Raw genomic sequence first — 20,166 nt, forward strand, 5'->3', positions numbered from 1 at the left:
GTCATCGCACTCGCGGGATCTTGCGGGTGCTGACGGCGATGCGATTCCACGCATTGATCGTGAGCACCAGCGAGATGAGCTGGGCCAGTTCCGTCTCGTCGAAATGCTCCTCCGCCTCCTCGTACACCGAGTCCGGGACGAAGCCGTCGGTCAGCACGGTGATCGACTCGGCGAGGGCGAGCGCGGCGCGCTCCTTGTCGGTGTACAGGCCGTGCATTTCCTCCCACGCGCCGAGCAGGAACAGCTTCTGTTCGCTGATGCCGATCTTGCGGGCATCGGCGGTGTGCATGTCGATGCACCACGCGCAGTGGTTGATCTGGGAGCACCGGGTGAGCACCAGTTCGACGAGTTCCGGGTCGAGGCCCTGCCGGGCGGCGGCGTCGAGGGCGATCATCGCCTTGTAGACGGCGGGGGCCTTGCGGGCGAGGTCGACTCGGGTCTTGCGCTCTGTTGTGGTCGGCTCTGTTGTGGTCATGGGAGAACAGTAGGCGCGAAATAGCCCATCTCCATGGTTCAATTCGGGCATGGAATCTTGGGCCAATTCGGGTCTGGGCCGCGACCTCCACCTCGACCTCACCGCGCCCGCCGGTGGACGCTCGTCCGGGGTGCGCGCCACGCTGGTGTCCGCGCTGCGCGAGTCGATTCGCTCGGGACGACTCGTCGCGGGCACCACCCTCCCGCCGTCCCGCGCGCTGGCCCTCGACCTCGGCGTCGCCCGCAACACCGTCGCCGAGGCGTACTCCGAACTCGTCGCGGAGGGCTGGCTGACGGCACGGCAGGGATCGGGGACCCGGGTCGCCGATCGGGCACGCGAGTCCGCGCACCGCTCGCAGCCCCGCTCGGCCGCCGCACCCCGGCCCGCGTGGAGCCTGCTGCCCGGTTCGCCCGACGTCGCGGAGTTTCCGCGTGCCGCCTGGATGGCGTCGGCCCGCCGGGCGCTCACCGCGGCACCCCACGACGCGTTCGGTCCGGGCGATCCGCGGGGCCGCCCCGAACTGCGCCGGGCTGTCGCCGAATATCTCTCCCGCGCACGAGGGGTCCGCACCGATCCCGATCGCATCGTGGTCAGTGCGAGTTCGGGGCACGGACTGTGGCTGCTCGCCCGCGCCGTGCGGGGACCGGTCGCCGTCGAAGGGTACGGGCTGCACTTTCATCGCGAACTGCTCGGCGGCGCCGGCGCCACAACCGTTCCCCTGCGCCTCGACGCCCACGGCGCGCAGCCCCCGGACGCGGCGGGTATGCGACTGTCCGCGGCACTGCTCACCCCGGCCCACCAGTTCCCCACCGGGGGTCCGCTCCACCCCAGCAGGAGAACGGCTTTCGTGGAATGGGCGCGCACGACCGGGGGGATCGTGATCGAGGACGACTACGACGGGGAGTTCCGCTACGACCGCCAGCCCGTCGGCGCCCTGCAGGGTCTGGCCCCGGAACAGGTGGCGTACCTGGGCACCGTGAGCAAGACCCTGTCTCCCGCGATCCGGGTGGGGTGGATGGTGTTGCCGGAACGCCTGATCGACGACGTCCTGGCGGTCAAGGGCGTATACGAGAGGTGGGTCAGCGCGACGGACCAGCTGACCCTGGCGGACTTCATCGAGCGGGGCGCATTCGACCGGCACGTCCGCAGGATGCGCACTCTCTACCGCCGTCGGCGCGACACCCTCGTCGAGACCCTCGCCGCGCGCGCACCGCACGTGCATGTCACCGGCATCGCGGCCGGTCTGCACGCCGTCCTCGAACTTCCGGCCGGGACCGAGGCGGCCACTCTCGGCCGGGCCGCGGCCCTCGGTCTCGCGGTGGAGGGCCTGCGCACGTTCCGTCACCCGGACGGTCCCGCGGACCGGCCGGACGGACTCGTCGTCGGCTACAGCACGCCGTCGTCCGCCCGTTTCGCCGCCACGCTCGACGCCCTGTGCCGCGTGCTGCCCACTCCGTGAGCAGAATTTCCTATGGGACTGGTCGGAATGCGTGTCGTGCGGTTACAGTCTGATCCGTGACCGAATCCGGAGTGATCGACTCAGGCGAGCTGCTGACGCGGCGCCGCCACGTCGATTTCGCACTGGTGTGTACCTCGGGGTGTCCGATCTCCTGATCGGACCCGTCCCGGCGTGATGTTCTCCCACGCCGGGTTGTCTCTGCACACCCACGTTTTCGAAGGATTCGTAACTCGTGACCACTGCATCCGTTTCACATCTCACGTCCGTCATCAGTGCCACCCGCGACGCGGTGTCGCAGGATTCCGCGAACGCCCACGTCGTCTTCACCGCCTCCGCGCAGGCCCACGACGCCGTCGCGAGCACCGTCTCGCTCGGCAAGTACAGCGTCGAGGTGGACGAGCCGCCCGCGCTCGGCGGCGAGCACTCCGCCGCCAATCCCGTGGAGTACTACCTGGCTTCACTGCTCTCCTGCCAGGTGGTGACGTACCGCTTCTGGGCCGAGAAACTCGGCGTGCGCGTCGACGACATCTCGGCGCGCGCGGAGGGAGACCTCGACGTGCGCGGGTTCTTCGGCTTCGACGACGCCGTCCGCCCCGGGTTCGGCGAGGTGCGCGTCGTCGTGACGCTGACCGGCCCGGAACCGCGGGAGCGCTACCTCGAACTGCAGGAAGCGGTCGACGCGCACTGCCCCGTCCTCGACCTGACCCGCAATCCGACCCCGGTCCACACCGTGGTCGAAACACTCACCGGCGACAACTGATTCACCACATCCACTGCACCGAATCCGGAGGACTCCACTCGTGACCGAGAGCATCGATCCCACCGCCGACTGGTCGTTCGAGACCAAGCAGATCCACGCCGGGCAGACGTCCGACGCGACCACCAAGGCGCGGGCGCTGCCGATCTACCAGACCACCTCGTACACGTTCGACAGCACCGANCANGCTGCCGCGCTGTTCGGTCTGGCCGAACCGGGCAACATCTACACCCGCATCATGAACCCCACCCAGGACGCGGTCGAGCAGCGCATCGCCGCTCTCGAAGGCGGCGTCGCCGCCCTGCTGCTGTCGTCGGGGCAGGCCGCGGAAACCTTCGCGGTACTGAACCTCGCGGAGGCAGGCGACCACATCGTCTCCAGCCCGTACCTGTACGGCGGCACGTACAACCTCTTCCACTACACGCTGCCCAAGCTCGGCATCGAGGTCTCGTTCGTCGAAGACCCTGACGACCTCGAGCAGTGGCGCAGCGCCGTCCGCCCGAACACGAAGGCGTTCTACGGTGAGACGATCGCCAACCCGAAGAACCACATCCTGGACATCGCGGGAATCTCGAAGGTGGGCCACGACAACGGGATCCCGCTGATCGTCGACAACACGGTGGCCACACCGTATCTGCTGCAGCCGCTGAAGCACGGGGCGGACATCGTGGTGCACTCGGCCACCAAGTACCTCGGCGGCCACGGCACGGCGATCGCCGGCGTCATCGTCGACGGCGGCACGTTCGACTGGACCCAGGGGCGACACGGCAACTTCACCACCCCGGACCCGAGCTACCACGGCGTCGTGTTCGCGGACCTCGGCGCCCCGGCCTACGCGCTGAAGGCGCGCGTGCAGTTGCTGCGCGACCTCGGCTCGGCGGTCGCCCCGTTCAACGCGTTCCTCATCGCCCAGGGCATCGAGACCCTCAGCCTGCGCGTGGAGCGGCACGTCGCCAACGCGCAGAAGGTCGCCGAGTTCCTCGAGGCGCGCGCGGACGTGACCTCTGTGTCGTACGCGGGTCTGCCGTCCTCGCAGTGGCACGAGCGCGCACGGCAGCTCACCCCGAAGGGTCCGGGTGCGATCGTGACGTTCGAACTGGCGGGCGGCGTCGATGCCGGCAAGAAGTTCGTCAACGCGCTCACCCTGCACAGCCACGTCGCGAACATCGGTGACGTGCGCTCGCTGGTGATCCACCCGGCGTCGACGACGCACTCGCAGCTCACCCCGGAGGAGCAGCTCGCTGCCGGTGTGACGCCCGGCCTGGTTCGCCTCGCCGTCGGCATCGAGGGTATCGACGACATCCTCGCCGACCTCGAGACCGGATTCGCCGCGGCCGCAGTCTGATCCGGCGCCGGGAGGCCGAGACTCGGCCTCCCGGCGTTCAGATCATCGCGCGCATCATTCCCTGCGGTTCGCCGCCGAGCTGGGTGAGCGCGCTCGCGTGGTTGGTAGGCCCTGGCACGTGGACCGCGTGAGCGAGGCCGGCGTGCGCGTCCCGCCAGAACCGTTGCATCGGCGTCTTGTAGTGCAGCGCGCCACCGCCGGCCCGCGCGAAGATCTCGTCCACGGCACGCACCGCACGCCACGCCGCGGCGATCTGGGTGCGGCGTCCGATCGCACGCTCCTCGAACGTGACCTCCTTGCCGGCGTCGACCTTGTCGTAGAACCGGTCGGCAGTCTCGATGAGGGAGACCCGGGACGCATTGATCTCGGCGGCGGATTCTCCGATCGCACTGAGGACGTACGGGTCCTCCTTGATCTTCTGGCCCGTGATGGCGACACGGTCCTTCTGCACGGCGATGTGGCAGGCCAGCGCGCCCTCGGTGATGCCGATGACGGCGGCGGTGATGCCGAGCGGGAACATGCAGGAGTATGGCATGTTGAACAGCGGTTCCGGTCTGCCCGCTTCCTTCTGCGCCCGCCCGTCCATCACCTTCGACGCGTTCAGCGTCCGGTAACCGGGGACGAACGCCCCTTCGACGATCAGGTCCTTGCTGCCCGTTCCGCGCAGTCCGATGACGTCCCACGTGTCCTCGACGATCTGGTAGTCGGTGCGCGGCAGGATCACGTGCAGCGACGACGGCGGCAGCGCGATGCCGCCCTCACCGTCGCCGACCATCGCCCCGAGGAACGCCCACTGACAGTGGTCGGTTCCCGACGAGAACGACCACCGACCGTTCAGGACGTATCCGCCGTCGACCGGTGTCGCGACACCCATGGGCGCGTACGGCGACGCCATCCACGTGTCGTTGTCCTCGCCCCAGATCTCCTCCTGCACCCGCGGGGCGGCGAACGCCAGTTCCCACGGGTGCACGCCGACGATCCCGGCGACCCAGCCGCTCGCGCCGTCGAGTGCGGCGATCCCCATCACGGTCTCGGCGAACTCGCGGGGGTGCACTTCGAGGCCGCCGTACAGCTTGGGCTGCAGCAACCGGATCGCCCCGGAGTCGCGCAGGAGACGGGCGGCGGTGTCGGTGAGCCGGCAGTCCGCCTCCGACCGGACGGCCTGCCCGCGAATCTCCTCGGCGACGGCTTCGATTCTGTCGAGAACCTGACCCATCGGGACTCCCCTTCCGCAGTCAGTAGAACATGTCGCGAGTAGAACACGTTCTAGTCAATATAGCCCCGACGTTCCGATTGCGAGCCGATCCACACTCCGCACTTGAAAGTTCGTTGTACCTAAATCTATAGTGCGGAGATACTAATCAGCAGGTAGATCCGGCGACCATGATCAGGAGCTCCGTGAGCATCGAGGCCCTTAGCCCACTCCGCCCGCGCCGCAAGCCCCGCAAGGGCAGCCTCCGAACGGTCGCGCTCCTCGGACCGGCCTTCGTGGCGGCCATCGCGTACGTCGACCCCGGCAACGTGGCCGCCAACCTCACCGCGGGCGCGAAGTACGGGTACCTGCTCGTCTGGGTCCTCGTGCTCGCCAATGCCATGGCCGTGCTGGTGCAGTACCTGTCCGCCAAGCTCGGGCTGGTCACCGGCAAATCGCTGCCGGAGATGCTGGGTACACGCCTGCGGACCGGCAACCGTCGCGCGTTCTGGCTGCAGGCGGAGGCGATGGCGATCGCCACCGACCTCGCCGAGGTGATCGGCGGCGCGATCGCGCTGAACCTCCTGTTCGGCGTTCCCCTCTTCGTCGGCGGCCTCATCACGGGCGTCGTGTCGATGGGCATCCTGTCGATCCAGAGCCGCCGCGGTCAGCGGACGTTCGAGTTCGTCGTGATCGGACTCCTCACGATCATCACCGTCGGGTTCCTCACCGGACTCGCATTCACCGACGTGTCGGGACCGGACGCACTCGCCGGTCTGGTGCCGCGGTTCGAGGGCACCGAGACGGTGCTGCTCGCCGCGAGCATGCTCGGCGCCACTGTGATGCCGCACGCGATCTACCTCCACAGCGCCCTCGCCCGCGACCGGCACGGGAACGACCTCGAAGGCCCCCGCCTCGCGCGACTGCTGCGGGTCACGAAGTGGGACGTGGTCGGTGCGCTGATCGTGGCGGGTGCGGTGAACATCGGCATGCTGCTGCTCGCCGCCTCGGCCCTGCGCGGCATTCCCGGCACCGATTCGATCGACGGCGCGCACGCCGCCATCCAGTACTCGCTCGGCCCCGGCGTCGCGGTCGTCTTCGCCGTGGGCCTGCTGGCGTCCGGTCTGGCCTCCACGTCGATCGGCTGCGCGGCCGGATCCGAGATCATGTACGGACTGCTGTCGATGCGCATCCCGCTGTTGCTGCGCCGGGTGGTCACGCTGATCCCCGCACTGGTCGTGCTGGCGGCCGGCGTCGACCCCACGTTCGCGCTCGTCCTCAGTCAGGTGGTCCTCAGCCTGTGCATTCCGTTCGCGGTCATCCCTCTCGTGCGGATGACGTCGGACCGCGACCTGATGGGCGTCCACCGCAACGCGACGGCCACCACGGTCGCCGCCTGGGTGGCGGCGTCGCTGATCGTCGTGCTCAACGTGTCGCTGCTGTGGCTGACGTTCACGGGTTGAGACCGGATCGTTCGTGCCGCGGCGCCCCGGACACGACGCGCTGCAGCGCCTGCAGGTCCTCCGACAGCATCCGGAACATCCAGTAGGCCCCGAGGAACGCGACAACGCTGCCGACGCACAGGACGCGCAGCGCGACGATGACCCGGGGCATGTCCTCCGGCGGAATGAACGTGGCCCCCGCGACCCCGAGCAGCGGCACGGCCGCGGCCGCGGCGAGGAAGAACGTGCTGCGCCGCCCCAGCCGCCGCAGCATCCGGGCGTCCGAGGCACTGATCTCGCCGTGTCGCAGGAAGACCGGGTAGAGGCAGCGCACGGCGTAGAAGTTCACGAAGAAGAACGGGTAGACCACGGCGATCGCCCCGCAGACCAGCTGGGACGCGGTGAAGTGGACGACGGTGTTCCACGGAACCTCACTGCCGCTCACCTCCAGGGTGATCGGCACGATGATGCCCGTGACCACCCACAGCCCGAGGCACAGCAGGGCGCACCGCTGGCCGAGTAGCAGGGTGTCCTTGCGGGCGCGGGCGAGTTGCGCGCCGGAGTACACCCGCCCCCGGCGCAGACCGGCAGCCACCACCGTCAGGTAGATCACCATCGACACGGTGCCCACGGTCCCGATCAGGAACGCGATCGTGTAGTCGATCCGGGTGATCCGCACGAAGTTCTCCTGCGCGCCGGGCGGCAGCTTGCTGATGATCAGGGTGCTGTTGTGGTGGTAGCTGTAGAGGATGGCCAGGAAATTGGGAACGGCGATGGCCAGGAACATGATCGGGTGCGTCCACCGGCGCATCCGCAGGCGCCAGCTCCCCGGCGGCGGGTCGACCAGATCGCGGGCGTGCGCGTCGAGGCAGACGTCGAGTTGCTGGGCGAGTTCGGCGCCGGAGGAGTACCGGTCCCTCGGTTCCGGTGCCAGCGATTTGAGCAGCACGCGCCGCAGCGCATTCGGGCAGTCGGCGGGCAGTTCGCCGGCCGCCGGTTCGTCGTGTCCCCGGCGCCGCGCGAGCATCGCGTCGAGGGTGGTGCGGTCGCCGGGCGGATGGGAGTGCAGCTCGGCATCGCTGTCGTCGAAAGGTCTTGCGCCGGTCAGCAACTCCCACAGGACGACGGCGAGCGAGTACAGGTCGCTGCGGGTGTCGAGGTCGGCGGGGGTGCCGGGCCGGTCCGGGTGGATCGCCTCGAGTTGTTCCGGCGACATGTAGGCCAGCGAGCCGCCGAAGTAGGCGACCGGGCTCGCACCGGCGATGTTGCCGCTGAAACTGATGTTGAAGTCGGCCAGCTTCGGGACGCCCTCCGCTGTCAGCAGCACGTTGGCGGGTTTGACGTCGCGGTGCAGGACGCCGTGCGCGCCCGCGTAGTCGAGGGCCTGCGCGAGCCTGCGGCCGAGCCAGGCCACCGTCTCGGGCCACGTCAGCGTCGCGATCTCCTGACGGACGCCGGATTCGCTGGGCCGGATCTCGCCCCGGCCGACCAGCGCCCGGTCGATCGCGTCCAGCAGCACCGCGCCGCTGCGCGCCTCCGGCGGCGTCTCCCGCACCCGCCCGACCACGTCGAGCAGCGTTCCCCCCGGCACGTACTGCATGTACAGCAGCCGCAGGTCGCGTCCCGCGAGGAGTCGCTGATCGAAGACCCGGACGATGTAGTCGTGGTCGAACTGGGCCAGGGTCTGCGGTTCGGTGCCGTGATCCTCGGAGATCTTCACCGCGACCAACCGCTGCAGCGACCGCTGCCGGGCGAGGAACACCCGCGCGAACGCGCCCCGGCCGAGGAGGGTCACGAGGTCGAAGTCGTCGATCCGACGGCCGACCTCGAGGTCGTCGAGCGCGCCGGCATCCCCTGCGGACACCGTCGACGCCGGTTCCCCGCGGTGGAGCAGGGTGCTCTGGTATTCGCCGGTGCCGAGCAGTTCTTCGAGTTCGTCCGCCTGCGCCGGGAAGCTCAGCGTGTATTCGCCGGCCTCGACCGGCTCGCCGCTGCGCTGCCGGATGTGGAACTCCTCGTACAGCAGGTCCGGCGGCAGCGGCCACCGCCGCAGTTCGGGCAGCTCCTCGCAGTATTGCGCAAGCCGTTTCGGGTGGTCGCCGCGCAGCCAGCGCTTCTCCAGGTCGACCTTGATCAGTTCGACGAGCGTGACCCGGCGGAGTGCTGGAGAGGCGGGCAGATAGGCAACCAGATCGGGTGCGGACGGCGAGGCCTCCCAGGCACTGGCGAAGCGCGCGACGGCGTCGCCGACCGCCGTGTCCGACACCCAGGCCTGCTCGGAAGCGGCCGGTGAACCTCGCCGGGAGGGCATGAAAGCCATGGTAGCTGGCCATGCCCGTCCGGCTACTGCAGTTCCGACACCGGGGTCGACGGGTCGATGGTGACGCCGATTCGCGTCAGATTGCCGTGCAGCACTTGCCAGATCGACACCTCGAGGAACTCGGCGAGGTCGTCGCTGCCGAGCGGCGACTGCGGGTTGCTCAGCCACCGGTTGACGCTGGCGTCGACGAGTCCCACCAACCCGAACGCCAGCGACTCGGCGAGGTCGGAGTTGCCGGCGACCGCGTCGAGGACAGTCGCGAGCAGACCCGACAGCTGGAGCGCGATCGCGGTCTTCGTGCCCGTCACCACACGCGAACCGGTGGTGCGCCTGCTCGGCGATCCGGTGCCGAGGAACTGGTGGAGCCGCGGGTATTCCACGATCCACCGCAGGTACGTCTCGACCGCGCGCGCGATCGCCTCGCCGACGGTCCCCTCGGGGGTCAACGTGGGAGCGAGGTCCGCCATCAGCCGTTCGATGATGCGGCCGCGCAACTGCTCGTCGAGGTCGCCGCGATCGGTGAAGATCCGGTAGACCACCGACCGCGGCACGTCGGCGCGGTTCGCGATCTGCTGGACGCCCACGTCGGGGCCGTCCTCGTTGATGGCCTCCATCGCGGCTTCGAGAATCCGGCTGCGGCGTTCCGCCTTGTGGTCCTCCCAGCGCGTGGCGCGGCCGTCACCCTGGGGCGACGCGGCGGTTTCCACTTTGTCCGGCATCGCCCATACGTTACCCATCCGACTGTTGACTGGACAGGATGTCTCACATACTTTGGTGAGACAGGGTGTCACACACACATTTTTCCGGACTCAGGGAGCCGCAATGGGTAACAGGGTGTTCGTCGTCGGCGTCGGGATGACGAAATTCGAGAAACCGGGTGCACGCGAGTGGGACTACCCCGACATGGCGCGGGAGGCGGGTGGCCGGGCGCTCGAGGACGCGGGCGTCGAGTACGGCCTCGTGGAGCAGGCGTACGTCGGATACGTGTACGGCGAGTCGACGTCCGGGCAGCGGGCCGTCTACGAACTCGGCCTCACCGGAATTCCCATCGTCAACGTCAACAACAACTGTTCGACGGGGTCGACCGCACTCTTCCTCGCCACCCAGGCGGTCCGCAGCGGTCAGGTCGACTGCGCGCTGGCGCTGGGCTTCGAGAAGATGCAGGCCGGTTCGCTCGGGTCCACGTACGACGACCGGGAACAGCCGATGATGCGCCATCTCCTCGCGCTCGCCGAACTGCAGGAGTTCGCGATGCCGCCCGCCCCGTACATGTTCGGCGCCGCGGGCAAGGAACACATGGAACGGTTCGGGACCACGGTGGAGCAATTCGCCCGGATCGGCGTGAAGAACCACCGCCACTCACAGAACAACCCGTACGCCCAGTTCCAGGACGAGTACACCCTCGACGAGATCCTCGGCTCGAAGCCGATCTACGGGCCGCTCACCAAACTGCAGTGCTCCCCCACCTCGGACGGCTCCGGCGCCGTCGTCGTGGTGAGCGAGAAGTTCGTCGACGAGCACGACCTCGCCGGGCAGGCCGTGGAGATCGTCGGCCAGTCCATGGTCACCGACCTCCCGAGCACGTTCGAGGACCGCAGCGCGATCAGCCTGGTCGGCGCCGACATGACCCGCACGGCCGCGACCCGGGTGTACGAACAGGCAGGTATCGGACCGGACGACATCGACGTCATCGAACTCCACGACTGCTTCTCCACCAACGAACTGCTGACGTACGAGGCACTCGGCCTGTGCGGCGAGGGCGAGGGCGGCAAACTCGTCGACAACGACGACACCACGTACGGCGGGCGCTGGGTGGTCAACCCGTCCGGCGGCCTCATCTCCAAGGGCCACCCGCTCGGCGCCACCGGACTCGCCCAGTGCAGCGAACTCACCTGGCAACTCCGGGGCACCGCCGACAAGCGGCAGGTCGACGGCGCCACGGTGGCCTTGCAACACAACATCGGCCTCGGCGGCGCCGTCGTCGTCACCGCCTACCGCGCACTCTGAAACTTCTCTCCCCCAATTTCTTTCACCTCGAGCACCAGGAGTACACCATGGCTTCCGTTTCCGTCGCAGCGTCCCTGCCCGCCTCCCCCGACAAGGCGTGGGACGCACTGTCCAACCTGTCCCGCTGGGAAGAGTGGCTCACCATCCACCAGTCCTGGAAGAGCGAGATCCCCACGCAGGTGGCACTCGGATCGAAGTTCACCGAAGTCGTCTCCGTGATGGGCATGGCCAACAAGATCGAGTGGACCGTCACCGAGGTGCAGGTGCCCGAGATGGTGAAGATCTCCGGCACCGGCATGGCCGGGGTGACCGTCGAATTCACCCTGAAGGTGGAACCGGACGGCGCCGGGTCCAAGGCGATCATCGACGCGAGTTTCACCGGCACGATGATCGTCGGCCCCATCGGCAAGGCCGTCGCCAAGAACGCCAAGGCGGATCTGGAGGCGTCCCTCGCGGGCTTCGCCGACATGGTGGGCTGATCCGCGCATGACCACCCCCACAGTCGAATTCGACACGAGCGGCCTCGGCGAGTGGACCGACCCGCAACGGTTCGAGGTCACAGCCGAGCGCATCGCCGAATACGCCGCGGCCACCAACGATCCCATCGAACGCCACCTCGCGGGCGAGGTCGCGCCCCCGGTGTTCGCCGTGGTCCCCGCGTTCACGTCGATGGCGCCGGCCGCACTGTCCGTCGCCCCGGTCGAACTGCTCATGAAACTCGTGCACGGCGAACAGGATTTCCACTTCCACCGCCCGATCCGGCCCGGCGACAACCTCGTGGTCCGCGCGAAGCCGATCGGTTTCGAGGGTCGCGCGAACGGATCCACCGTCGTCGTCTACGTCGAAACCGTCGCGGAAGACGGTGAACTGGTCAACGAGCAGTGGATGACCGCGTTCTTCCGGAAGGTCGACGCGGGCACAGGCCTCGGCGAACAGGCGCCCGGACACCGGTTCGACGAGACCCTGCGCGGGCAGGCCCCCGCCGCGTCGATCACCCAGCACATCGACGAGGACCAGACGTTCCGGTACTCGCCCGCCTCCGGTGATCCGATGCCGATCCACCTGGACGACGAGATCGCCCGGATGTCCGGCCTTCCCGGAATCATCAACCACGGCCTGTGCACCATGGCGTTCACGTCGTGGGCGGCGCTCACCGAACTCGCCGACGGCAGGGTCGAACGCCTCCGCCGTCTCGCGGTGCGGTTCGCGAAACCCGTCCTGCCCGGCCAGGACATCGTCACGCAGTTCCGGCAGGTCGCCGAACCCACCGGCGGGGCGACGTCCTACGCCTACGAGACCGCCGTCGGCGACGAACTCGTCATCAAGGACGGCCTCGCCGTCATCGCGGACACAGAAACCTAGGAGCACGCACATGGGAACACTCGAGGGACGGGTAGCCGTCGTCACCGGCGCCGGACGCGGAATCGGCCGGGAGCACGCACTGCTCTTCGCACGTGAGGGTGCTGCGGTGGTCGTCAACGACCTGGGCGGCGCCAACGACGGCACCGGTGCGGACGCCGGCCCGGCGCAGCAGGTGGTCGACGAGATCGTCGCCGCGGGCGGCAGAGCGGTCGCGAACACCGACAACGTCGCGTCCTGGGACGGCGCCGAAGCACTCGTGGGTCAGGCGGTGAGCGAATTCGGCCGGCTCGACGTCCTCGTCAACAACGCGGGCATCCTGCGGGACTCGTTCATCGCGGGCATGTCCGAAAGCCAGTGGGACGCCGTCATCGCCGTGCACCTCAAGGGTCACGCGGCCACCCTGCACCACGCGGCCGCGTACTGGAAGGCGCGGACCAAGGCCGGCGAGACCGTGAACGCGTCCGTGATCAACACCGCGTCGGCGTCGGGCACGTTCATGCCCAACGCCGGTCAGGGCAACTACGGCGCCGCGAAGGCCGGGATCGCCGCACTCACCCTGGTCGCCGCGGACGAACTCGAACGCTACGGCGTCCGGGTCAACGCGATCGCCCCGATCGCTCGCACCCGGCTCACGCTGGCCACCCCCGGAATGGGCGCGCTGTTCGCCGAGGAGGTGCCGGAGGGCGAGTTCGACGCGTTCAGCCCCGCCAACATCTCCCCGCTCGTCGCCCGTCTCGCCGACGCGAACTGCAAGATCACCGGCAAGGTGTTCGCCGTGCAGGGCGGGGCCATCTCCGAACTCGCCGGCTGGCACGACGTCACGACCATCGAGAGCGACGGCCCGTGGACCGTCGCCGACCTCGCCGACCGGCTCGGCTGAAGGGCTCCGACATGGCCAAGAACACGTACGAGCTCGGGCTCGGCCTGACCGAGGAGCACCGGGCCCTCGCCGACTCGGTCCGCTCCTTCGCCGAACGCACCATCACCCCGGAGCACGTCCGGTCCGCGGTCGAGTCCAAGAGCGAGGACAAGTTCCCGCCGTTCTGGGAGGCGCTCGTCGGCCAGGACCTGCTGGGGCTGCACGTCCCCGAGGACAAGGGCGGTCACGGCGCCGGGCTCCTCACGCTGGCGGTGGCGCTCGAGGCGCTCGGACGCACCGCCGCCCCGGGCCCCTTCGTCCCGACCGCGTTGTCCGCCGCCCTCGTGGCGGCCGCGGATTCCAAGGTCGGCATCGAACTGCTCCCCGGTCTCCTCGACGGATCACGCACCGCCGCAGTTGCGCTGGGCCGCCCGCTCGACGCGTCGGCGCACGACGGCGGGTACCGCGTCACCGGTGTCGCGGACGCCGTCCTCGGCGGCGAACACGCCGACACCGTACTGCTCCCCATCACCGTCGGCGCCGACGTCCGCTGGGCCGTCGTCGATTCCGCGGACGTCACCGTCACGGTGCAGGACAGCATCGACGTGCTCCGTGGTTCGGCACGGATCACCGTCGAGAACGTCCGGGTGGGCGCCGACCGGATCCTCGACGGGCTCACCGAGCAGCGCGTCCGGTCCGTGGCCACCGTCATTCTCGGCGCGGAGGCGATCGGCGTGATGTCCTGGTGCGTGTCCACCGCGTCCGAGTACGCGAAGACCCGGGTGCAGTTCGGACGTCCGATCGGCCAGTTCCAGGGCGTCAAGCACAAGTGCGCGCACATGGGCATCGCCCTGGAGAAGGCGCGCGCGGTGCTGTGGGACGCCGCGTCCGCCCTCGACAACAGCGACGACACCGCCGATTTCGCCGCGGACATCGCGGCCGTCGTCGTCCCGGATGCCGCGGTGCAGTGCGCGCAGGACTGCATCCAGGTCCACGGCGGCATCGGATTCACCTGGGAGCACGACGCGCACCTGTACTACCGCCGCGCACTGGCGATCCGGGGGCTCCTCGGCACCCGCGAGGAGCGGGCGGGACGCGTCGCCGACCAGTCGCTCGCAGGCACCGCCCGCACGTCCGAACTGGAACTGCCGGACGAGGCCGAGTCGATCCGCGCCGAGGTGCAGGCGGCACTCGCCCCGCTGGTCGGCCTCGACGAGGACGACCAGTTGATCGCGCTCGGCGACGGCGGCTGGGTGCAGCCGCACCTGCCGAAGCCCTACGGGCGCAGCGCATCCCCGCTCGAGCAGATCGTCATCGCCCAGGAGATCAAGACGGCGGGCATCCCGATGCCGCAGCTGCTGATGGGCGGTTGGGCGGTGCAGGCCGTCGTCGCCCACGGCACCGACGCGCAGAAACGGGATCTCGCCGTCCCCACGCTGCGCGGAGACCTGGTGTGGTGCCAGCTGTTCAGCGAGCCGGGGGCCGGTTCCGACCTCGCGTCGCTGACGACGAAGGCCGAGAAGGTCGACGGCGGCTGGAAGGTGACCGGGCAGAAGATCTGGACCACGGTCGCGCAGTTCTCCGACTGGGCCATGCTGATCGCCCGCACCGACCCGGCCAAGCCGAAACACGAGGGCATCACGTACTTCGTGCTGGACATGTCGACGCCGGGCGTGACCGTCCGGCCGCTGCGCGAGATGACCGGGTCGGCCCTGTTCAACGAGGTCTTCCTCGACGACGTGTTCATCCCCGACGAGAACGTGGTCGGGACCGTGAACGACGGCTGGAACGTTGCGCGCACGACCCTCGCGGGCGAGCGCGTGGCGCTGAGCCAGAAGATGGAGGCCTACGCCACCGACAAGGATCTGCTGCAGTTCGCCCGCGGCCGGGACCTCGGCCCGCTGGGCCGGTTCCGCGTCGGCGAACTGGTCGCCGAGAGCCAGGCCGTCGACCTGATCGGCTCCCGCATCGTGCTCAAACAACTGTCGGGGACCGACGTGAGCACCACGTCGAGCGTCGGCAAGCTGCTCGGCATGGGGCTCGGACAGTCGATCGCGGAATTCGTCGTCGCCGAACTGGGGGCGGCGGGCGCCGTGAGCATTCCGGGCGAGCCGAGCGACAAGGCGATGGAGCAGTTGATCGCCGGCCGCGCCACCACCATCTACGGCGGCACCACCGAGGTGCAGCTCAACGTGATCGGCGAACGCATGCTCGGACTGCCCCGCGACGCGCAGGGGGTGTCGTGACCGGCGGGCCGCTGAGCGGGCTGACCGTCGTCGAGATCGCGAGTCTCGCGCCCGCGCCGTTCGGGTGCATGATCCTCGCCGATCTCGGTGCGGACGTGATCCGGGTGGAGCGGGCCGGCGACGGCGGCACCGGGTTGATGGCGCCGTCGGGCGTGCTCGACCGCGGGCGACGGTCGATCGCGGTGAACCTGCGCACCCCGGAGGGACTGGAGGCGGTTCTGCGACTCGTCGAAGAGGCCGACATCCTGGTCGAGGGTTTCCGGCCCGGCGTCGCGGAACGCCTGGGCATCGGTCCCGACGACTGCCTGGCCCGCAACCCTGCCCTGGTCTACGGGCGGATGACGGGCTGGGGTCAGGACGGACCCCTCGCACCGCGGGCCGGGCACGACATCAACTACATCGCGCTCGCAGGCGCGCTCGACCCCATCGGGCGCGCCGGCGAGCGGCCGGTACCACCGCTGAACCTGTTGGGCGACTTCGGCGGTGGCGGTCTGATGTTGACGATGGGAATCCTGGCCGCGCTGCACGAGCGCACGCGGTCGGGCCGCGGTCAGGTGGTGGACGCGTCCATGGTCGACGGCGCGGCGCTGCTGACGGCGTTCGTCCACGGCATGAACGCCGCCGGACTGTGGCAGGAGGGGCGCGGGCAGAACGTCCTCGACGGGGCCGCCGCGTTCTACGACACCTACGAGTGCGCCGACGGCCTGCACGTGGCGGTCGGGTGCGTCGAACCGCACTTCTATGGCGAACTCCTCGACGTGCTCGGGCTGTCGGGTGAGGATCTGCCGTTGCAGTACGACCTCGATTCGGCGCCGGAACTGAAGGCGCGGCTCGCGGACGTGTTCGCGACCCGCCCGCGGGACGAATGGGCGGCATTGTTCGCCGATTCCGACGCGTGCGTGTCGCCCGTCCTCTCGCCGTGGGAGGCGCACGAGCATCCCCACAACAAGGAGCGGGAGACGTTCGTCGAGGTGGGTGGCATCCGCCAGCCCGCACCGGCGCCGCGCTTCAGCCGCACCCCGGCGCCCGTACCCCGTCCTGCCCCGAGGCCGGGGCAGGACACGGACGCGATCCTCGCGCGGGCCGGCTACGACGCGGCGGCCATCGAGCAACTGCGCTCGGCGGGCGCCGTCGAGTAGGTGACGGGGGACCTATCCGCGATCGGTGCCCGGCGGGAAGCCACCGGTCGCGATGGGTCCCCACTCGTCGATGGTGATCCGGATCAGGCTCTTGTTCTGCTTCCGCATGGCGTCCCGGTACTCGTCCCAGTCCGGATGCTCGCCGGAGATGCCGCGGAAGTACTCCACCAGCGGCTCGAGCGCGTCGGGCAGGTCCAGCACCTCGGCCGTGCCGTCGATCTGCACGTAGGCGCCGTTGAACTCGTCGGACAACACGCACACGCTCACGGCGGGGTCGTGCCGCACGTTCGCGGCCTTGGCGCGCTGCGGGTAGGTGGCGACGACGATCCGGCCCTCCGAGTCGAGTCCCGACGTGACCGGGGAGATCTGCAGGCCGCCGGAACGTTTCCGGGTGATCAGCACGCTGCGATGGCGCGGGCGGACGAAGTCGAGCAACTCTTCCCTCGTGACACGGTCTGCGGTGGCGACGGCCATGGTGCACCTCTCCTCTGCTGCGGTGGTTCTTCCCGGACTCACCTTAGGCCCCGGGTCAGTCCTCAGACGTCTGAGGACTGTGCTAGCGTCGCCCCATGGCCGGACGTCCCACCCTCCGCAGCGGACCGCTGGTCCCCCAGCTCGAGGAACTCCTCACCGCCCGGATCCGGGACGGCGAGTGGACGCTCGGCACCCGCATCCCCAGCGAGGCCGAACTGGCCAGCGAACTCGGCGTCGGCCGGTCCTCCGTCCGCGAGGCCGTTCGGCTGCTCGCCCGCGACGGCCTGCTCGACGTGCGGCACGGCGTCGGCACGTTCGTCGCGCAACCCCCCACGAGCGGTGCGGGACTCGGGAAGCTGCTGCGCCGCGCCCGCCTGCTCGAGGTGTACGAGGTGCGACGCGCCCTCGAGATCGAGGCCGCCCGGCTCGCCGCGGAACGCGCGCGCCCCGAGGACCTCCGGCGACTGCGCGAACAGCTGACCACCCGGCACGACAGCACCACCGCGTCGACCGCCGTCTTCGTCGCGGCCGACCTCGACTTCCACGCCGCGATCCTGGAGATCGCAGGCAACTCGATCCTGTCCGCCCTGTTCGATTCGATCCGGCCGCTCCTCGTCGACGCTCTGGCCGAACTCGTCGACCACGAACCCGGCAGGCCCGACACCAGCTGCGCCCACGACGATCTGGTGTGCGCACTGGAATCCGGCGACGCCAAGGCGGCCGTCGCCGCCACCGCCGCCAACCTCGACCCGACCATGTCGATTCTGCGGAAAGGCGGAAATCAGTGACCACCCCCGATTCGGTCGTCAGCATCGAACACGTCGACCTCGTGCGGAGCGGACGGTATCTGCTCAGCGACATCAGCCTCCGCATCGAACGCGGACAGCACTGGGTGCTGCTCGGCGCGAACGGCGCAGGCAAGAGCACGATGCTTAGCATGCTCGGCGCAGTCGCGCACCCGACGCGCGGCACCGTCCGCGTCCTCGGCCATCAGCTGGGCCGGGTCGACATGCGCGAATTGCGCGCCCACATCGGGCACGTGAACCCGCGGTACCGGATCGACGCGCCGCTGACAGTGCGCGACGTCGTGCTCACCGGCCTCACCAACACACCCGATTTCCCGCCGCGATGGTCGCCGTCCGCGGAGCAAATCGCCCGCGCCGACGAACTGGTCGCCTCCCTCGGCATGCAGAAGCACGCGGACGCCCTGTGGCCCAACCTGTCCCAGGGTGAGCGTGGCCGCGCCCTCATCGCGCGGGCCCTGATGGCGGAACCGCAACTCCTCCTGCTCGACGAGCCCGCCACCGGACTCGATCTCGCGGCGCGCGAACAACTCCTCACCGCACTCGACGAACTGCGCGAAAGCTACCCCAGCCTCGCCAGCATCCTCGTCACCCACCACCTCGAGGAAATCCCCACCACCACGACCCACGCCGTCCTCATCCGGGAAGGCCAGGTGATCGCACAGGGTGACGTCGCGGACGTCCTCACCACCGCCACCATCAGCGAATGCTTCGACCACCCCATCGAGATCCACCGTCAACGCGGCCGGTGGGTCGCGCAGACGCGGGTCCCCGAGCCGGTCGGATAGCCCGGCTGCGGGCCGTCATTCGCCACAGCCGCGCGGGTTTTGGTCAGATTCCCGCGCAATTGCGCGTGATTCCAGCGAATCGGTCTGCAAACAGCGCGCGGTTCCGGCTACTCGCACGAGCCGACGGGATGCGCCGCCAGCAGTTCCTTCGCGCGGTAGCTCACGTCGATTCGCCCAGTGTCGCCGAACCGCTCCACGTTCTTCCTGGCCACGTACGCGTCCGGGTCGATCGCGGCGACCAGCAGCACCCCGCCCACCGCGGAGGCCAGGACGGCGCGCGGCAGCCACCGCCCTGACAACCGCACGCCCGCCGCGATCAGCAGCACGAACACCAGGCCCAGCCACAGCTCGGTGACCAGAACCGTCACCCGCAGCCGCGTGTACCCGTACTGGCTCTCGTACAACGACATCCGGTGGATCGCCGACGCCACGACGACGAGCGACAACCCGCAGAGCAGTCCGAGCAGTACCCGCACGAGTACCCGGTCCGCGACCTCCACCCGCGACGCCTTCCACACCGCGACCGCGATCACCAGCAGTGTCAGCGCGGTCACCGCCAGCAACTGCCAGAAACCCTGTCGCGCGTACTCGGCGTACGTCAGGTCGGCCGTGGTCAGCACGTGCGTGTTCCCGCCGAACAGCACCGTCAGCTGCACCGCGACGAATCCGAGGAACAGCAGATCCAGCAGGGCCAGCGGAATCGCCCACTCCCACCGGGCAACCGGGCGTCCCGGCCGCGGGGCGAGCGCATCGACGCGGGGTGTTCGCCGCAGCAAGTACGCGGCTCCCAAAGTCCCGCCGCACACCAGGACGCCGATCACGAACCGCCCGAACGGATTCGGCACGTGGACAGTCGGTGCGGCACGGCCGAGCAGTGCGGCGAACCCCGCGTCCGCGCCGGCGAACAGCGAACCGAACACCAGCAGCAGCACGACGGTCACGGCGGCGACACCGAACACCCGGCCCACCGGCACCGTCCCGGTCGCGTGCCACCGTCGCGCGCCCCGGCGCGTCCACCGCACCACCCGCAACGGGGTGAACCACAACGCGAACGACCCGACGGCCAGCCCCGTCCACGTGCGTCCGCCGACGAGGGCGAACGATCCCACCACCCAACTCAGCGCCACACAGAACGCCGCGAGCCACCCGGCACCGCGCACACTGAGCACGGCCAGCAGGGCGAGGGCGCCGAAGATCGCAGCGGCCTGCGTGGCCGTCGGCAGTGTTCTGCGGGTCGCGAACACGGCGGCGGCCACCGCGGCGCAGGTCAGGACGTAGCCGAGACCGACCACCGTGACCTGCAGGGTCAGGGCCGCGACGACGCCCGCCGCCACTGCCGCGAGAACGATCGGGCGCGGCGCCATCGACGTCCGATCGCGGCGCCAGGCCTGTCTCGGCCAGAAGTCGCGTCGGGTGGGCGCTGCGGGTTGTGGGGGTGCGATGGTCATGGTTCCCTCCCTGATTGTCGCTGCCGGATGAGGGCAGGCGTCATCGCGGG

At 69.5% G+C, this 20,166-nt stretch carries 18 protein-coding genes; 12 read left to right on the forward strand and 6 right to left on the reverse strand.

Annotation, left to right across the window (positions count from 1 at the left end; all coding sequences use genetic code 11):
• Nucleotide 1: 1 nt before the first annotated feature.
• Nucleotides 2-475, reverse strand: a complete 474-nt coding sequence (locus CA951_RS10825) for a carboxymuconolactone decarboxylase family protein (RefSeq protein WP_087556850.1) — start codon at nucleotides 473-475, stop codon at nucleotides 2-4.
• Between the two features lie 49 nt (nucleotides 476-524).
• Between CA951_RS10825 and CA951_RS10830 the strand changes: the two genes are divergently transcribed.
• The 3 genes from CA951_RS10830 to CA951_RS10840 all read left to right on the forward strand — a co-directional run bounded on the left by CA951_RS10830 (nucleotide 525) and on the right by CA951_RS10840 (nucleotide 4,036).
• A complete protein-coding gene (locus tag CA951_RS10830; protein ID WP_087556851.1) occupies nucleotides 525-1,934 on the forward strand; it encodes a PLP-dependent aminotransferase family protein in 1,410 nt (469 codons plus the stop codon).
• A gap of 232 nt (nucleotides 1,935-2,166) precedes the next feature.
• On the forward strand, nucleotides 2,167-2,694 hold the full coding sequence (locus CA951_RS10835; protein ID WP_087556852.1) for an OsmC family protein: 528 nt from the start codon (nucleotides 2,167-2,169) through the stop codon (nucleotides 2,692-2,694).
• Between the two features lie 40 nt (nucleotides 2,695-2,734).
• Nucleotides 2,735-4,036 carry a bifunctional o-acetylhomoserine/o-acetylserine sulfhydrylase gene (locus CA951_RS10840; protein WP_087556853.1) on the forward strand — a complete coding sequence of 434 codons (1,302 nt, stop codon included), beginning with the start codon at nucleotides 2,735-2,737 and terminating at the stop codon, nucleotides 4,034-4,036.
• A gap of 37 nt (nucleotides 4,037-4,073) precedes the next feature.
• On the opposite strand, the gene CA951_RS10845 is transcribed toward CA951_RS10840, so the two are convergent.
• Entirely contained in the window at nucleotides 4,074-5,252 is a 1,179-nt protein-coding gene (locus CA951_RS10845) for a hydroxylase (RefSeq protein ID WP_087556854.1), read from the reverse strand.
• 182 nt (nucleotides 5,253-5,434) lie between these two features.
• Between CA951_RS10845 and CA951_RS10850 the strand changes: the two genes are divergently transcribed.
• The gene (locus tag CA951_RS10850) at nucleotides 5,435-6,691 is read left to right on the forward strand and encodes an Nramp family divalent metal transporter (RefSeq protein ID WP_087557026.1); all 1,257 of its coding nucleotides are present in this window, start codon (nucleotides 5,435-5,437) and stop codon (nucleotides 6,689-6,691) included.
• Here the strand turns inward: CA951_RS10850 and CA951_RS10855 are convergent.
• On the reverse strand, nucleotides 6,681-8,990 hold the full coding sequence (locus CA951_RS10855; protein WP_256973472.1) for a serine/threonine-protein kinase: 2,310 nt from the start codon (nucleotides 8,988-8,990) through the stop codon (nucleotides 6,681-6,683). The genes CA951_RS10850 and CA951_RS10855 overlap by 11 nt on opposite strands.
• Before the next feature lie 23 nt (nucleotides 8,991-9,013).
• Complete coding sequence (locus CA951_RS10860) at nucleotides 9,014-9,709, reverse strand: TetR/AcrR family transcriptional regulator (RefSeq protein WP_087556856.1); 696 nt, start codon at nucleotides 9,707-9,709, stop codon at nucleotides 9,014-9,016.
• Nucleotides 9,710-9,812: 103 nt separating this feature from the next.
• On the opposite strand from CA951_RS10860, the gene CA951_RS10865 reads away from it, so the two are divergent.
• From CA951_RS10865 to CA951_RS10890, 6 genes are read left to right on the forward strand one after another with little or no spacing between them, the layout of a single operon-like run.
• The gene (locus CA951_RS10865) at nucleotides 9,813-10,997 is read left to right on the forward strand and encodes a lipid-transfer protein (RefSeq protein WP_087556857.1); all 1,185 of its coding nucleotides are present in this window, start codon (nucleotides 9,813-9,815) and stop codon (nucleotides 10,995-10,997) included.
• A gap of 47 nt (nucleotides 10,998-11,044) precedes the next feature.
• Nucleotides 11,045-11,476 (forward strand): SRPBCC family protein, encoded by a 432-nt coding sequence (locus CA951_RS10870; RefSeq protein ID WP_087556858.1) that lies wholly within the window; start codon nucleotides 11,045-11,047, stop codon nucleotides 11,474-11,476.
• 7 nt (nucleotides 11,477-11,483) lie between these two features.
• Nucleotides 11,484-12,359: a MaoC/PaaZ C-terminal domain-containing protein gene (locus CA951_RS10875; RefSeq protein ID WP_087556859.1), complete on the forward strand. Its 876-nt coding sequence runs from the start codon at nucleotides 11,484-11,486 to the stop codon at nucleotides 12,357-12,359.
• Nucleotides 12,360-12,369: 10 nt separating this feature from the next.
• The gene (locus tag CA951_RS10880) at nucleotides 12,370-13,239 is read left to right on the forward strand and encodes an SDR family oxidoreductase (RefSeq protein WP_087556860.1); all 870 of its coding nucleotides are present in this window, start codon (nucleotides 12,370-12,372) and stop codon (nucleotides 13,237-13,239) included.
• Between the two features lie 11 nt (nucleotides 13,240-13,250).
• Nucleotides 13,251-15,464, forward strand: coding sequence for an acyl-CoA dehydrogenase (locus CA951_RS10885; RefSeq protein ID WP_087557027.1), 2,214 nt, complete (start codon nucleotides 13,251-13,253; stop codon nucleotides 15,462-15,464).
• Entirely contained in the window at nucleotides 15,461-16,603 is a 1,143-nt protein-coding gene (locus tag CA951_RS10890) for a CaiB/BaiF CoA-transferase family protein (protein ID WP_087556861.1), read from the forward strand. The genes CA951_RS10885 and CA951_RS10890 overlap by 4 nt, the downstream gene beginning before the upstream one ends.
• A gap of 12 nt (nucleotides 16,604-16,615) precedes the next feature.
• Here the strand turns inward: CA951_RS10890 and CA951_RS10895 are convergent, their stop codons facing one another.
• The gene (locus CA951_RS10895; protein ID WP_087556862.1) at nucleotides 16,616-17,077 is read right to left on the reverse strand and encodes a PPOX class F420-dependent oxidoreductase; all 462 of its coding nucleotides are present in this window, start codon (nucleotides 17,075-17,077) and stop codon (nucleotides 16,616-16,618) included.
• A 95-nt stretch (nucleotides 17,078-17,172) separates the two neighbouring features.
• Between CA951_RS10895 and CA951_RS10900 the strand changes: the two genes are divergently transcribed.
• Together CA951_RS10900 and CA951_RS10905 are read left to right on the forward strand one after the other, a co-directional pair.
• Nucleotides 17,173-17,865, forward strand: a complete 693-nt coding sequence (locus CA951_RS10900; RefSeq protein ID WP_087556863.1) for a FadR/GntR family transcriptional regulator — start codon at nucleotides 17,173-17,175, stop codon at nucleotides 17,863-17,865.
• Nucleotides 17,862-18,668, forward strand: coding sequence for an ABC transporter ATP-binding protein (locus tag CA951_RS10905; protein WP_087556864.1), 807 nt, complete (start codon nucleotides 17,862-17,864; stop codon nucleotides 18,666-18,668). The genes CA951_RS10900 and CA951_RS10905 overlap by 4 nt, the downstream gene beginning before the upstream one ends.
• Before the next feature lie 107 nt (nucleotides 18,669-18,775).
• On the opposite strand, the gene CA951_RS10910 is transcribed toward CA951_RS10905, so the two are convergent.
• Nucleotides 18,776-20,116, reverse strand: coding sequence for a DUF4153 domain-containing protein (locus tag CA951_RS10910; protein ID WP_087556865.1), 1,341 nt, complete (start codon nucleotides 20,114-20,116; stop codon nucleotides 18,776-18,778).
• Between the last annotated feature and the right edge of the window lie 50 nt (nucleotides 20,117-20,166).

The organism is Rhodococcus sp. NCIMB 12038 (assembly GCF_002165735.1).
Taxonomy (GTDB): Bacteria; Actinomycetota; Actinomycetes; order Mycobacteriales; family Mycobacteriaceae; genus Rhodococcus_F.